This is a genomic window from Rathayibacter sp. VKM Ac-2856, assembly GCF_013205055.1.
Classification (GTDB): Bacteria; Actinomycetota; Actinomycetes; order Actinomycetales; family Microbacteriaceae; genus Rathayibacter.
This window is the reverse complement of record NZ_JABMLF010000002.1, coordinates 641,784-655,863: the sequence shown is the minus strand read 5'-3', so window position 1 is coordinate 655,863 and position 14,080 is coordinate 641,784. Positions and strand designations below refer to the sequence as shown.

Sequence of the window (14,080 nt, the reverse complement as noted above, 5' to 3'; positions counted from 1 at the left end):
CACGGCGGGGGACGGAGCCACTGGACCCGGTCCGCTCATCCGCATCCTTTCGCAGGAGGACTCGAATGACCGATACCGCTGTGCTCGCCGCCGCACCGACCCGCACCCCCGTCGCCAAGGCGATCCTGATGTGCCGCCCCGAGCACTTCACCGTCGTCTACCGGATCAACCCCTGGATGGACCCGCAGGTCCCCACCGACACGGCCCTCGCCGTGCGCCAGTGGCAGACGCTGTACGACACCTACGTCGAGCTGGGCTTCGACGTGCAGCTGATCGAGCCCGAGGCCGGGCTGCCCGACATGGTCTACGCCGCGAACGGCGGCTTCGTGATCGACGGCATCGCCTACGGCGCCTCCTTCACCTACCCCGAGCGCCAGCCCGAGGGCCCCGCGTACATGGACTGGTTCCGCGGCGCCGGCTTCGACGTGCGCGTGCCCGAGGAGGTCAACGAGGGCGAGGGCGACTTCCTCCTCGTCGGCGAGCGGATCCTCGCCGGCACCGGCTTCCGCTCCGCCTCCGACTCGCACGCCGAGGTCGCCCGGATCTTCGGCCGCGAGGTCGTCACCCTCGAGCTGGTGAACCCGTCGTTCTACCACCTCGACACCGCGATCGCCGTGCTCGACGACACGAACATCGCCTACCTGCCGAGCGCGTTCAGCGAGGAGGGCAACCGCGTCCTGCGCGAGCTCTACCCCGACGCGATCCTCGTCTCGGAGGAGGACGCGGCGGTCCTCGGCCTCAACTCCTTCTCCGACGGCCTCAACGTCGTCATCGCCTCGCGCGCGGCCGGCTTCGAGCGCCAGCTGCGCGAGCGCGGCTACAACCCGATCGGCGTCGACCTGTCCGAGCTGCTGCTCGGCGGCGGCGGCGTGAAGTGCTGCACCCTCGAGCTCCGGCGCTGACGCGCTCCCTCTCACCCGCACCACCCTCTCCCGCACCACTCCGCTCCCGCACCACTCCGCAGAAGTTGTCGTACTCACCACTCGAGTACGACAACTTTCGAGGAGTCGATCGTCCTCAGGAGGCACGACATGAGCATCACCGAGACCGACCGTTCCGCCGACCTGATCGCCGCGGAGGAGGCGCACGCCGCGCACAACTACCACCCGCTGCCCGTCGTCGCCGCGACCGCCGAGGGCGCGTGGATCACCGACGTCGAGGGGCGCCGCTACCTCGACTGCCTCGCCGCCTACTCCGCCGTCAACTTCGGCCACTCGCACCCGGTGCTGCTGGACGCGGCGCGTGCGCAGCTCTCGCGGGTCACGCTGACCAGCCGCGCGTTCCACAACGACCAGCTCGGCCCGTTCGTCACGGCGCTCGCCGCGCTCGCCGGCAAGGACATGGTCCTGCCGATGAACACGGGCGCCGAGGCGGTCGAGTCGGGCATCAAGGTCGCCCGCGCCTGGGGCTACCGGGTGAAGGGCGTCGCTCCGGGACGCGCGAACATCGTCGTCGCGGCCGGCAACTTCCACGGCCGCACGACGACGATCATCTCGTTCAGCGACGACGCGGAGGCGCGCGACGGCTTCGCTCCGTTCACCCCCGGCTTCCGCACGGTGCCGTTCGGCGACGCGGCGGCCCTCGAGGCCGCGATCGACGAGGACACCGTCGCCGTGCTGATCGAGCCGATCCAGGGCGAGGCGGGCATCGTCGTGCCGCCGGCCGACTACCTCCCCGCGGTGCGCGAGATCACCGCGCGCCGGAACGTCCTCTTCATCGCGGACGAGATCCAGTCGGGCCTCGGCCGCACCGGCGCGACCTTCGCCTGCGACCTCGTCGACGTCGTCCCGGACGTGTATCTGCTGGGCAAGGCGCTCGGCGGCGGCATCGTGCCCGTCTCGGCGGTCGTCGCGAACGCGGACGTGCTCGGCGTGCTCCAGCCCGGCCAGCACGGCTCGACCTTCGGCGGCAACCCGCTCGCCGCCGCCGTCGGCCTCGCGGTCGTCGAGCTGCTCGCCACCGGCGAGTACCAGGCGCTGGCCCGCGAGCGCGGCGCGCAACTGCACGCCCGCCTGTCGGCGCTGATCGGCCGCGGCGTCGTCGCGGTCCGCGGCGCCGGACTCTGGGCCGGCATCGACATCGACCCGGCCCTCGCCTCGGGCCGCGCCGTCTGCGAGGCGCTGATGGCGCGTCGCGTCCTGGCCAAGGACACCCACGGCTCGACGATCCGCCTCGCCCCGCCGATCGTCGTCACCGCCGCCGAGATCGACTTCGCGGTCGACGAGCTGGAGTCCGTGCTCGACTCCCTGCGCTGACGCGCGCCCCGCCCCTCCCTCCCGCCTTCCGCGCCCCCGCGAGATGCCACTTGTGACCGCCTTCCACGGCGTGTCGCGTGCGCAAGTGGCATCTCGCGGGAGGGGGTGAGCCCCCTCGCCCGGGTCGGGGAGGGGGCTTCGGCGTGCCCGGGCGCGCGCCGGAATCGGCGCAGTGGGGGCAACTCCCGGCGGATGGTGTCATGCTGGACGCGGCCGCCGCGGTCTCTGCAGCGATCCGAGCACTCCGGATCCACCTCCCCACCGCGACCCGCGCCCCACCCGCACCGCTCCCGGTGCCGCACGATGCGGCGCGGAGCACGCACCCGGGTGAGCGCGGACGGGCCGCCCAGAGCACCTGGGGCCACACAGACCACCTGCGCCGAGGCGCTCCGCACGATGCGGGGGCCGCGCGCACCAGCACGACGCCACGTCCCCCACCGGAAAGCACCCATGCGAAACGCCAGAACCGCCAAGCCCGCGCGCCACCACCTCGAACTCCCCGCCCCCAAGCCGCTGGAGAAGGGCGGCATGCGCATCACCCCGCTCGGCGGCCTGGGCGAGATCGGTCGCAACATGACCGTCTTCGAGCACAAGGGCAAGCTGCTCATCGTCGACTGCGGCGTGCTCTTCCCCGAGGAGAACCAGCCCGGCATCGACGTGATCCTGCCCGACTTCGCCGCGATCCGCTCGCGCCTGAAGGACATCGAGGCGATCGTGCTCACCCACGGCCACGAGGACCACATCGGCGGCGTGCCGTACCTCCTCAAGGAGCGCGCGGACATCCCGATCATCGCGTCGACCTTCACCCTCGCGCTGATCACCGCGAAGCTCACCGAGCACCGCATCACCCCGCGCACCCGCCCGGTGAAGGAGGGCGACCGGATCGACGCCGGCGTCTTCGACCTCGAGTTCCTCGCGGTCAACCACTCCATCCCCGACGGCCTCGCGGTCGCCATTCGCACCGAGGCCGGCCTCGTGCTGCACACGGGCGACTTCAAGATGGACCAGTTCCCGCTCGACGGGCGCACCACCGATCTCCCCGGCTTCGCGCGCCTCGGCGACGAGGGCGTCGACCTGTTCCTGGTCGACTCCACCAACGCCGACGTCCCCGGCTTCGCCATCTCGGAGGGCGACCTCGCCCCCGCGATCGACCAGGTCTTCCGCACCGCCCCGCGCCGCATCGTCGTCTCGAGCTTCGCCAGCCACGTGCACCGGATCCAGCAGGTGCTCGACGCCGCGCAGAAGCACGGCCGCAAGGTCGCCTTCGTCGGCCGCTCGATGGTCCGCAACATGGGCATCGCCGCGGAGCTCGGCTACCTCAAGATCCCGGCCGGCCTCGTCGTCGACATGAAGGTGCTCGAGAAGCTGCCCGCGACCGAGATCGTGATGATCTGCACCGGTTCGCAGGGCGAGCCGATGGCGGCGCTCTCGCGGATGGCCAACAAGGACCACATCATCGACATCGGCCCCGGCGACACCGTGCTGCTCGCCAGCTCGCTGATCCCCGGCAACGAGAACGCGATCTACCGGATCATCAACGCGTTCACCCGCTGGGGCGCGACCGTCGTGCACAAGGGCAACGCCAAGGTGCACGTCTCGGGTCACGCCAGCGCGGGCGAGCTCGCCTACTGCTACAACATCCTCCGCCCCACCGCGGTCCTGCCCGTGCACGGCGAGTGGCGCCACCTCACGGCGAACGCCGCGATCGCCACGCGCACCGGCATCGACGAGAAGAACGTCTTCGTCATCGAGGACGGCGTCTCGATCGACCTCGTCAAGGGGCGCGCGCGCATGAGCGGCCGCATCCCCGCCGACCTCGTCTTCGTCGACGGCACCACGATCGGCGTCGCGACCGAGGACGCGATGGTGGACCGCCGCGTCCTGGCCGAGGAGGGCGCCATCACGGTGCTCGCCATCGTCGACCTCGACCGCGGCACGCTCGGCGAGCCGGTCGAGTTCTTCACCCGCGGCTTCGTCGAGGAGCCGAGCTGGAAGGACAACGCCAGCAAGGCGATCGACGACGCGGTGCTGCAGGCCGCCGGTCAGCCGACCGACCGCGACGCGATCGAGAAGCTGATCACGCGCACGCTCGGCCGCTGGCTGACCCGCCGCCACCGCCGCAACCCGGTCATCACGACGATCGTCGTCGAGGAGTAGTCCGCGCGCTCCCTGCACGACTGAGGCTGGACGGCCGCGATCGCCCCTTTCGGGCTGATCCGGCCGTCCAGCCTTCTTCGTGCACCGGTGGCCCTCGTGAGCACCCTCCGACGCGGCGCCGCCCACGGATTGCCCGTTAGGGAACCGTAGGGATCCGGGCGTTCTCGGCTCCCGAGCCGCCTCCGCCGAGTAGACACGTCCAGTGACCTCCTCCCTCGTCCGCGGTGACGCCGACGCCCTCGAGCCCTCGCCCCTCGCCTCCGCCCGCCGCGGCGGCGTGAAGGCGTGGCTGCTCGAAGGGCTGCGCGACGACTCCGGCACCCACCCCGGCCCGCACTCCACCACCGGGAAGACGCACTCCTGGTGGCGTGTGATGTGCCTGACCGGCGTCGACTACTTCTCCACGCTCGGCTACCAGCCCGCCATCGCGGCGCTCGCCGCCGGCCTCGTCTCGCCGCTGGCGACCATCGTCCTGGTGCTGCTGACGCTGTTCGGCGCGCTGCCGGTCTACCGCCGCGTGGCGCGCGAGAGCTTCCGCGGCGAGGGCTCGATCGCGATGCTGGAGCGGCTGCTGCCCTGGTGGGGCGGCAAGCTCTTCGTGCTGGTGCTACTCGGCTTCGCGGCGACCGACTTCATGATCACCATCACGCTGTCCGCGGCCGACGCCACGGCGCACGCGGTGGAGAACCCGTTCGCCCCGGCCTGGTTCCACGGCGCGGAGGTGCCGCTGACGCTGGGCCTGGTCGCGCTGCTCGCGATCGTCTTCCTGCGCGGGTTCAAGGAGGCGATCTCGATCGCGGTCGTGCTGGTCGCGGTGTTCCTGCTGCTGAACGCGGTCGTCATCGTCGTCGCGATCGCGCACGTCGCCGAGAACCCGGTCGTGATCGGGAACTGGTGGTCGGCGCTGACGACGCAGCACGGGAATCCGCTGATCATGGTCGGCATCGCGCTGATCGTGTTCCCGAAGCTCGCGCTCGGGCTGTCGGGCTTCGAGACCGGCGTGGCGGTGATGCCGCAGATCCGCGGCGACGCGAGCGACACGGACGCGGCCCCGGCCGGCCGGATCCGCGGGGCGAAGCGCCTGCTGATCACCGCCGCGGTGACGATGTCGACGTTCCTGATCACCTCGAGCTTCGTGACGACCCTGCTGATCCCGCAGGCCGAGTTCCAGCCGGGCGGGCAGGCCAACGGCCGCGCCCTCGCCTACCTCGCGCACGAGTACCTCGGCGACGCGTTCGGCACCGCCTACGACGTCAGCACGATCTGCATCCTCTGGTTCGCGGGCGCCTCGGCGATGGCGGGGCTGCTCAACATCGTGCCGCGCTACCTCCCGCGCTACGGGATGGCGCCGCAGTGGGCCGCGGCGGTGCGCCCGCTGGTGCTGGTCTTCACGGCCGTCGCGTTCCTCATCACGATCCTCTTCCGGGCCGACGTCGACGCGCAGGGCGGCGCGTACGCGACCGGGGTGCTGGTGCTGATCACGTCCGCGTCCGTCGCCGTGTTCCTCTCCGCGAAGCGGAAGAAGCAGACCAAGCGGGCGATCGGCTTCGCGGTCATCGCGCTCGTCTTCGTCTACACGACGGTCGTGAACGTGGTCGAGCGGCCGGACGGCGTGCGGATCGCGAGCCTGTTCATCCTCGGGATCCTCGTGGTGTCGCTGGTCTCGCGGGTGCAGCGGTCGTTCCAGCTGCGCGCGACGTCGGTGACCTTCGACGCCGTCGCACTCGACTTCCTCAGCACCGACGCCGACGACTACGGCGTGATCCGCATCCTCGCGAACGAGCCGGACGACGGCTCCGAGCGCGAGTACCGCGACAAGCTGGCGGAGGAGCAGCGCGACAGCAACCTGCCGATGCGCGGCCCGGTCCTCTTCCTCGAGGTGCACCCCACCGACTCGTCCGACTTCGAGGAGGACCTCGTCGTGCAGGGGCGCGTCTGCCACGGCTTCCGCGTGCTCACGGTGACCAGCGGCAACATCCCGAACACCATCGCCACGGTGCTGCTCGAGATCCGCGCCCTGACCGGCGTGGTCCCCGACGTCTACTTCGAATGGACCGAGGGCGGCCCGCTCTCGAACATGTTCCGCTTCCTCATCACCGGCACCGGCGAGGTCGCCCCCGTCACCCGCGAGGTCCTCCGCCGCGCCGAGCCCCGCCGCGAGCGCCGCCCGGGCGTCCACGTCGGCTGACGCGCGCGCCGGCCCGTCCCTTCTCCCCTCCGCGAGATGCCACTTGTGCACGCTTTCTGCGGCGTGTCGCGTGCACAAGTGGCATCTCGCGAGAGGGGGAGGGAGGGGGTGGCCGCCCGACGTCCGGCGACGCGGCGTGGGTGGGTGGCCAAAGGCCGGTAGCCTCCGGCGATGAGTGCCCCTTCCTTGAGCTGCGGCTCGTCGTGACCGACGAGGCGCGTCCCACGGCCTCCGTCTACGTCGACGGCTTCAACCTCTACCGCTGGCTTCTCGAAGGAGAGCCGGAGCTGAAGTGGCTCGACGTCGCCCGCCTGTGCGATCTGCTGCTCCCGACTTTCGACGTTGTGCGAGTCCGGTACTTCACCGCCATGATCAGGGCGACGCTCGGGACCGATCCTCAGGCACCTGCACGGCAGCAGGCGTACGTGCGGGCTCTGCGGACCTCTCCGCGGATCACCGTCCACGAGGGGACGTTCCGGATCGACCGCCGGACGATGCCGGTGCATCCTGTGCGACTGGACGGCGACGGCCGGCTCGTGACGGTGGGGGTGCGGAAGACGGAGGAGAAGGGGTCGGACGTCGATCTGGCCGCTCACATGCTCGTCGACGCGTTCCGCGGCGAGGCGGAGACGTTCTTCCTGCTCTCGAACGACTCGGACTTCACGGAGGCGTTCCGGATGGTGCGAGACGCCGCCGGAAAGGAGATCGGCCTGATCTCCCCGACCGAGAGACCGTCGGCCTCGTTGCTCGCGGTGGGTCCCGCCCACATCCGCAGGATCCGACGCGGTGCGCTGGAGGGGAGTCGCTTCCCGGACCGGCTCCGGGACGACCACGGAGTCGTCCACCGTCCCGCCGCGTGGAGGGGGAAGAGCTGAGGCCTCTTCCGGAGAAGGGGCCTCGCGTCCGGTAGCCGAAGCGTCCGGGGGTGTCCTCACAGCGTACGCGCCTCGGCTGGCCCGCGCCGCGAGATGCCACTTGTGCACGCTCTCCACGGCGTGTCGCGTGCACAAGTGGCATCTCGCGAGAGGGGGGTCAGTCGCGGACCGTGGAGAGGGGCTCGGTGATGCTCTCGAGGCTGCGGCGCTCGGCGTCGACGCCGAAGATCAGGGCGACGAGGCCGCCGAGGATCATCACGGCGGCGCCGACGAAGTAGCCGACGGTGAGCGGGCCTCGGTCGCTGCCGTCGCCGATCAGCACACCGTAGAGGGTGGGCGCGACGGCGCCGGCGATCTGGCCGAGGGTGAAGAAGTACGAGATGGCCTGGCTGCGCAGCTCGAGCGGGAAGATCTCGCTCACGGTGAGGTACGCGCTCGAGGCGCCCGCGGAGGCGAAGAAGAACGAGACGCACCAGAGGATCGTCTGGGTCGTCGCGGTCAGCACGTCCATGCTGAACAGCACGGCCGAGAGCGCCAGCACCGCGCCGGAGACGCCGTAGGTGAGGAAGATCATCTTCCGCCGGCCCCACACGTCGAAGAGGTGGCCGAGCACCAGTGGCCCGACGAGGTTGCCGATCGCGAACGGGAAGAAGAAGTACGAGACGGCGCTCTGCTCCACGTCGTAGAAGTTCTCCAGCACCAGCGCGTAGGTGAAGAAGATGGCGTTGTAGAGGAACGACTGGGTGATCATCATGGTCGCGCCGACGAGCGTCCGCTTCGGGTACTGCCGGATCAGCACCCGCGCGATGGTGCGGAACGGGATGCTCTCGGTCGCCTTCACGGTGATCGCCTTCGAGTCGTCGACCGGCTCGAGGACGCCGCCCTCCGCCTCGACGCGGCGCTCGATCTCGTCGACCGTCCGCTCCGCCTCCTCCTCGCGGCCGTGGGTCATCAGCCAGCGCGGGCTCTCCGGGATGTGCCGGCGCAGATAGATGATCGCGAGTCCGAGCACGGGGCCGAGGAAGAAGCCGAGGCGCCAGCCGACGTTCTCGGCGAAGAGCTCGTCGTTGAGGAAGAAGAGGTTCGCCGCGGAGCCGAGCGCGGCGCCGCCCCAGTAGGTGCCGTTGATGGCGATGTCGACGCGGCCGCGGTACTTGGAGGGGATCAGCTCGTCGATGGCGGAGTTGATCGCCGCGTACTCGCCGCCGATGCCCATCCCCGCGAAGAAGCGGAAGACGGCGAGGAAGAGGTAGTTCGGCGCGAGTCCGGCCAGGCCGCTCGCGACGAGGTAGATCACGAGCGTCAGGATGAAGAGCTTCCGCCGCCCGAGCCTGTCGCTCAGCCGTCCGAAGATCAGCGCGCCGGCGATCTGACCGACGAGGTAGACGGTGCCGAGCACGCCGACCTGCGCGGCCGAGAGGTCGAACTCCTTCGCGAAGCCGGCGCTCGCGACGATCTGGATCTCGAGGCCGTCGAGCACCCAGGAGAAGCCGAGGCCGACGACGATCGACCAGTGGAAGCGGGTCCACGGCAGCCGGTCGATGCGGGCGGGGACGAGGCTCCGGACGGGGCCGCGCTCTTCGGTGTCGGTCGACATGGCTCGCGCCTTCCTGTCGCCCCGGCGGCGCTGCTGACGAGCACTGTCCCGGACGCGGCGAGACGACGATAGACCCGAGCATCGCCGGGCTATGCACCCCTTGCCAGCGCGTGCTCGCGGGGTGTATCCCCGCGCCCGGCGTCCCGTCGCGCGCCGCGAGATGCCACTTGTGCACGCTTTTGACGGCGTGTCGCGCGCACAAGTGGCATCTCGCGGAAGAGGGGCAGGGGTGGGAGGGGACAGGGGCGGTGGGTAGCGTGGAGGGATGATCGATGCGACGCCCGCCGGCACTCCTCCGTACGTCCTCAGCGAGGGGCCCGTCTGGGACGGGGCGACCGGGCGGCTCACCTGGGTGGACATCGAGGCGGGCGCGGTGCTGTCGGCTCCGCTGACCGACGACGGGATCGGGGCAATCACCCGCTCGGACGTCGGGGAGCAGGTCGGCTGCGCGCTGCCGCTGGGCGACGGGCGCGTGCTCGTCGCGCTGACGCGGCGCCTCGCGATCCTCGAGGTCGACGGCTCGCTGACCCGCGGCTCCGAGCTGCTGCCCGAGGGGCACCGCTTCAACGACGGCTCGATCGATCCGCAGGGCCGGCTGGTCGTCGGCTCGCTGACGCTCGGCGAGTCGGTCGGCGACGACGTGCTGCTGCGGATCGAGCACGACGGCGCGGTCACCGTGCTGGACCACGACCTGCGGCTCTCGAACGGCCTCGGCTGGTCGCCCGACGGCTCGGTGATGTACTCGGTCGACACGGAGTCGGGCGTCGTCTACCGGCGCCCGTACGTCGACGGCGTGAACGGTCCGCGCGAGACCTTCCTCGAGCCGGAGGAGGGCGTCTTCCTCGACGGCATGACGGTCGACGCCGATGGCCGGCTCTGGTGCTCGGTCTGGGGCGGGAGCGGCGTGCGCGTCTACGACTCCGAGGGCCGGCGCCTCGAGGGCGAGGGCATCGCGATCGACGCGCCGCACGCGTCCAGCATCGCCTTCGCGGGCGAGGCGCTCGACATCGCCGTGATCTCGTCCGCCTCGCGCGATCTCTCCGCCGACGAGAAGGCGCGGTACCCGCTCGCGGGCGCGCTCTGGCTCGCGCGCCCGGGCGCGACCGGGCTGCCGGCGCCGCGCTGGATCGAGGCGCCGCTGCCCTGACGCGCGGGTCTCCTCGCCCCCGAGTGCGCGAAAGTCGTCGTACTCGCGCGCCCACTACGACAACTCTTGGAGGCTCGACGGCTCACCCGGGTGCGAGTCCTCGGAAGTTGCGGTAGTCGGCGGCGACTACCGCAACTCTTGGAGGGTGGGTGGGTGGGGCGGACGGGCACGCGGCCCGGCTCAGGCGTCGGCGGGGCGGACGCCGATCGTGAGGATGAGGTTCGCGTAGATGCGGCGGTCGCCGCTGGCGATGGTGAGGGCGACGTCGTCGGTGCGCGCCTCGGCGTAGAAGGCGTGGCGCTCGACCGAGGTGAAGGGGACGCCCTCGAGGGTGGCGCGGAACACGTCCTGCGCGGGCACGTCGAGACCGGGGGCCGGCGTCATCACGGTCGCCTCCTCGACGATGACGGCGGTGAGCAGCGCGTCGAGGATCTCGTCGACGGTGAGCATGTCCGGGCGCAGGTTCAGGTGCACGAGCGCGGAGTTCCGGCCGAGCGTGGTGCCGACGGGGTAGTTGCCGTCGGCGATCAGGATGCGGGAGCCGTGGCCGGCGCGGGCGAGCGCGTGCAGGATCTCGGGGTGCAGGAGGGTCGTGGTCAGCATGGTGCTCCTAGGGGGTGGGGTGGAGGTGGGAGACGGAGGCGCCGGCGAGGAGCCGGCTGGGAAGGGTGCGCGTCTCGAACGGCTCGGCGCCGCCGTCGAGCCGACGACGGATGAGCGCTGCGGCTTCGGCGGCGATCGCGTCGGTGGGCTGGGCGACGATGGTCAGCCGCGGCCGCACCACCCGGGCGAGCTCGACGGTGTCGAAGCCGACGACCGAGAGGTCGGCGGGGACGCGGAGGCCGGAGTCGCCGAGCGCGGTCAGTGCGCCGATGGTCAGCTCGCGGTTGCTCGCGAAGACGGCGGTCGGCCGCTCGCGGCGGGCGAGGATCCGCTCCATCGCCGCGACGCCGCTCTCGAGCGTGAGCGGGCCGAGCTCGACCGCGGGCGGCTCGAGGCCGCGGGAGGCGAGCTCGTCGAGGAACCCGGCGGTGCGCTCGCGGGTGGTCGAGACGTCCGGATCGCCGCCGAGCACCGCGATCGCGCGGTGGCCGTGGTCGGCGAGGAGCCGGGCCGCGGAGGAGCCGGCGCCGCGGTTGTCGAGCACCACGCGGTCGGTCTCGAGGGCCTCGTCGACCCAGTCCACGGTGACCACGGGCGTGCCCTGGGCGGACGCGCTGCGCAGCGCCGCGACGTCGCCCGCGGTCGGGACGGCGACGATCCCGTCGACCATCTTCTGCAGCAGCATCCCGACGGCGGCGCCCGGCTCGGGCAGGCTGACGCCGATCAGCACGCCGATGCCGTCGCTGCGGAGGGCGTGCTCGAGCCCGGCGATGATCGAGAGGTGGAACTCGTTGTCGAGCGCCGGCAGCAGCACGCCGACCGTGCGGGAGCGCCGCGAGCGCAGTCCGCGTGCGAAGCCGTTGACGCGGAAGCCGAGCTCCTCGGCCGCCGCCTCGATCGCCGCGGCGTTCTCGGGCCGCACCGGCAGGCCGTTGTAGTGCTTCGAGATCGTCGAGAGCGACAGCCCGGTCGCCTGCCGCAGGTCCTTGTAGGTCGCCATCTCAGAGCGCGGGCGAGCCGTAGCCGCCCCAGCCGGGGATCGTGCCGTCGGCGTCCCACAGGTCGAGCCAGTCGGAGCTGCCCGGCCAGAGGAAGACCTGCCCCTTGATCAGGCGGTTGTTGCGCTCGGCGCCGCGCAGCGACTCCTGCTCGGCGGCGGTGAGCGCGAGGGAGGCGGCGGCGAGGTTGGCCTCGATCTGCTCCGGCTTGACCGCGAACGGGATCGGGATCTGGCCGCGGTTGACGGCCCAGGCCAGGCAGACGACGGCCGGGTGGACGCCGCGCTCGCGCGCGATCGCCTGGACGGACGGGTGCTCGATGTCGACGAGGTCGCCGTCGACGCGGTCGCGCTCGGGGCGGGACGGCGAGCCGAGCGGCGAGTAGCCGATGGGCTGGACGCCGTGGTCGAGGCAGTAGCGGAAGAGCTCCGGCTGCTGGAAGCAGGGGTGCAGCTCCATCTCGTTCAGCGCGGGGGCGATGCGCACGTCGGCGAGGATCCGCTCGAGCTTGGCGATCGTCACGTTCGAGGTGCCGAGGTGGCGGACGAGGCCGCGGTCGACGAGCGACTCGAGGGCCGCCCAGGTGCGCAGGAACGCGGCGTGCTCGTAGGGGCGCGCGGCCGGGTCGCGAGCGTCGGTCTCGGCGTGCGGCGGGTGGTGGTTGGGGAAGGGCCAGTGCACGAAGACGGCGTCGAGGACGTCGAGGCCGAGGTCCTCGAGCGAGCGCTCGACGGAGGCGACGGCGGCCGCGGGCTCGTGCGCGTCGTTCCAGATCTTCGACATCACGAAGAGGTCCTCGCGCGGCACTCCGGAGTCGGCGATCGCGCGGCCGACGCGCGGCTCGTTGCCGTAGACGGTGGCGCAGTCGAGCAGGCGGAAGCCGGCGCGGAGGGAGTGCTCGACGGCGAGGCCGACGGTCTCGGCGTCGTAGCGGTCGGAGCCGAAGGTGCCGGCGCCGATGGCGGGGATGCGGCGGCCGCTCGCGAGGGTGCGGTGCGACGGCGGGGCGGCGGGTGCGGCGGCGGCGGGCGGGGCGGCCTCCACGGGCGCGGCGGCCCCGGCGGGTGCGGCGGCGGTAGTGTCGGCGGCAGCGGTGCGGGCGGCGTCCATGCCACTCCTCGGGCTCGTGAGGCGAAACGATTCGCGGCCAGCCTAGGCGGTCTGCGCCCCGATCAGAACGTCCGGAATCGGAAAGGCACGAATCGTTTCGTCCGTCGTCGACAGCGCCCGGCGCATCCTCCGCACACGCCGCAGGGCCGCCCTCCGCGCGGGAGGACGGCCCTGCGATCGGGTCGCGCTACTTGCCGGTCACCGCGTCCTTCACCGCGCCCACCGTCTTCTCGACGATGTTCGGCTTCGGCGTGGTGCCGTAGAAGCGCTCGTCCGGCTGGGTGGGCGGCGGCATCGGCACGCCGTCGTCCGGGCTCGCCGTGCGGTAGCTGAACTCGCCCTTGCCGTCGGGCGTGGGTCCGGAGGCCCAGCTGCCCTCCGCGGCGGCGGGGCCGTCCGAGAAGTTGATGTACTCGTAGGAGACCGAGCGCTCCTCCTTCGACAGCGGGAAGTTCGAGGGCACCGGCAGGTCCTCCACGCCCTCGGCGCGCAGCTCGGCGGCCGCGGCGATCCACTGGTTCTGGTGCATGGTGTCGCGCGCCAGGAGGAACGAGAGCAGGTCCCGCACGCCGTGGTCGTCGGTCATGTGGTACAGCCGCGCCACCTGCAGGCGGCCCTGCATCTCGGCGTTCGCGTTCGCGGTGAAGTCGGCGAGGAGGTTGCCGCTCGCCGTGATGTACGAGCCCTGCCACGGGTTGCCGTTGCTGTCGACCGGGCGCACGCCCGCGCCGGCGACGATCGCGGCCTGGACGTCGGTGCCGCCGATGACCGCGCCGAGGACCGGGTCCTTGCGGATGGCGTCCTCGGACTGCTCGACGGGGGCCTTCTCGAGCAGCTGAGCGATCATGACCGCGATCATCTCGACGTGGCCGAACTCCTCCGCGCCGATGCCGAAGAGCAGGTCGCGGTACTTGCCCGGCTCGTGGGCGTTCCAGGCCTGGAAGCCGTACTGCATCGCGACGGTGATCTCGCCGTACTGGCCGCCGAGCACCTCCTGGAACCGGCGGGCGAAGACGGCGTCGGGCTTGGACGGAGTGGACTTGAACTGGAGTTCTTGACGGTGGAAGAACATGCGGTCGGACCTTTCCAGGAGCAGTCGGTGCGGACCTCGTCGCCCGCCCTCCGACGGTAGGCAGGGCCCTCCGACGCT

General features: G+C 71.6%; 11 protein-coding genes. 6 read left to right on the top strand and 5 right to left on the bottom strand.

From position 1 onward, the window contains the following. Positions 1–65 precede the first annotated feature (65 nt). The 5 genes from ddaH (at position 66) to HQQ82_RS09920 (ending at position 7,475) form a co-directional block, all read left to right on the top strand. Complete coding sequence (gene ddaH / locus HQQ82_RS09940) at positions 66–902, top strand: dimethylargininase (protein ID WP_173232844.1); 837 nt, start codon at positions 66–68, stop codon at positions 900–902. Positions 903–1,031: 129 nt separating this feature from the next. Beyond that, complete coding sequence (gene rocD / locus HQQ82_RS09935; protein WP_173232843.1) at positions 1,032–2,255, top strand: ornithine--oxo-acid transaminase; 1,224 nt, start codon at positions 1,032–1,034, stop codon at positions 2,253–2,255. A 528-nt stretch (positions 2,256–2,783) separates the two neighbouring features. Continuing rightward, positions 2,784–4,412, top strand: a complete 1,629-nt coding sequence (locus HQQ82_RS09930; protein WP_216848513.1) for a ribonuclease J — start codon at positions 2,784–2,786, stop codon at positions 4,410–4,412. Positions 4,413–4,785: 373 nt separating this feature from the next. Further along, the gene (locus tag HQQ82_RS09925) at positions 4,786–6,600 is read left to right on the top strand and encodes an amino acid permease (RefSeq protein WP_216848512.1); all 1,815 of its coding nucleotides are present in this window, start codon (positions 4,786–4,788) and stop codon (positions 6,598–6,600) included. A 203-nt stretch (positions 6,601–6,803) separates the two neighbouring features. Further along, positions 6,804–7,475 (top strand): NYN domain-containing protein, encoded by a 672-nt coding sequence (locus HQQ82_RS09920; RefSeq protein WP_173232841.1) that lies wholly within the window; start codon positions 6,804–6,806, stop codon positions 7,473–7,475. Positions 7,476–7,632: 157 nt separating this feature from the next. On the opposite strand, the gene HQQ82_RS09915 is transcribed toward HQQ82_RS09920, so the two are convergent. Continuing rightward, positions 7,633–9,072, bottom strand: coding sequence for an MFS transporter (locus HQQ82_RS09915; RefSeq protein ID WP_173232840.1), 1,440 nt, complete (start codon positions 9,070–9,072; stop codon positions 7,633–7,635). A gap of 265 nt (positions 9,073–9,337) precedes the next feature. Between HQQ82_RS09915 and HQQ82_RS09910 the strand changes: the two genes are divergently transcribed. Continuing rightward, complete coding sequence (locus HQQ82_RS09910; RefSeq protein WP_173232839.1) at positions 9,338–10,219, top strand: SMP-30/gluconolactonase/LRE family protein; 882 nt, start codon at positions 9,338–9,340, stop codon at positions 10,217–10,219. Between the two features lie 180 nt (positions 10,220–10,399). Here the strand turns inward: HQQ82_RS09910 and HQQ82_RS09905 are convergent, their stop codons facing one another. The 4 genes from HQQ82_RS09905 to HQQ82_RS09890 all read right to left on the bottom strand — a co-directional run bounded on the left by HQQ82_RS09905 (position 10,400) and on the right by HQQ82_RS09890 (position 14,002). After that, entirely contained in the window at positions 10,400–10,822 is a 423-nt protein-coding gene (locus tag HQQ82_RS09905) for an RbsD/FucU family protein (protein ID WP_173232838.1), read from the bottom strand. 7 nt (positions 10,823–10,829) lie between these two features. Continuing rightward, positions 10,830–11,822, bottom strand: a complete 993-nt coding sequence (locus HQQ82_RS09900) for a LacI family DNA-binding transcriptional regulator (RefSeq protein WP_173232837.1) — start codon at positions 11,820–11,822, stop codon at positions 10,830–10,832. Position 11,823: 1 nt separating this feature from the next. Next, the gene (locus HQQ82_RS09895; protein ID WP_173232836.1) at positions 11,824–12,930 is read right to left on the bottom strand and encodes an aldo/keto reductase; all 1,107 of its coding nucleotides are present in this window, start codon (positions 12,928–12,930) and stop codon (positions 11,824–11,826) included. A 187-nt stretch (positions 12,931–13,117) separates the two neighbouring features. Next, positions 13,118–14,002: a manganese catalase family protein gene (locus tag HQQ82_RS09890; protein WP_173232835.1), complete on the bottom strand. Its 885-nt coding sequence runs from the start codon at positions 14,000–14,002 to the stop codon at positions 13,118–13,120. Positions 14,003–14,080 lie beyond the last annotated feature (78 nt).

Bases quoted from the DNA above. Each gene is read 5' to 3' on its own strand.
- ddaH (WP_173232844.1), top strand. From the start codon at position 66: ATGACCGATACCGCTGTGCTCGCCGCCGCACCGACCCGCACCCCCGTC.
- rocD (WP_173232843.1), top strand. From the start codon at position 1,032: ATGAGCATCACCGAGACCGACCGTTCCGCCGACCTGATCGCCGCGGAG.
- HQQ82_RS09930 (WP_216848513.1), top strand. From the start codon at position 2,784: ATGCGCATCACCCCGCTCGGCGGCCTGGGCGAGATCGGTCGCAACATG.
- HQQ82_RS09925 (WP_216848512.1), top strand. From the start codon at position 4,786: ATGTGCCTGACCGGCGTCGACTACTTCTCCACGCTCGGCTACCAGCCC.
- HQQ82_RS09915 (WP_173232840.1), bottom strand. From the start codon at position 9,072: ATGTCGACCGACACCGAAGAGCGCGGCCCCGTCCGGAGCCTCGTCCCC.
- HQQ82_RS09910 (WP_173232839.1), top strand. From the start codon at position 9,338: ATGATCGATGCGACGCCCGCCGGCACTCCTCCGTACGTCCTCAGCGAG.
- HQQ82_RS09905 (WP_173232838.1), bottom strand. From the start codon at position 10,822: ATGCTGACCACGACCCTCCTGCACCCCGAGATCCTGCACGCGCTCGCC.
- HQQ82_RS09900 (WP_173232837.1), bottom strand. From the start codon at position 11,822: ATGGCGACCTACAAGGACCTGCGGCAGGCGACCGGGCTGTCGCTCTCG.
- HQQ82_RS09895 (WP_173232836.1), bottom strand. From the start codon at position 12,930: ATGGACGCCGCCCGCACCGCTGCCGCCGACACTACCGCCGCCGCACCC.
- HQQ82_RS09890 (WP_173232835.1), bottom strand. From the start codon at position 14,002: ATGTTCTTCCACCGTCAAGAACTCCAGTTCAAGTCCACTCCGTCCAAG.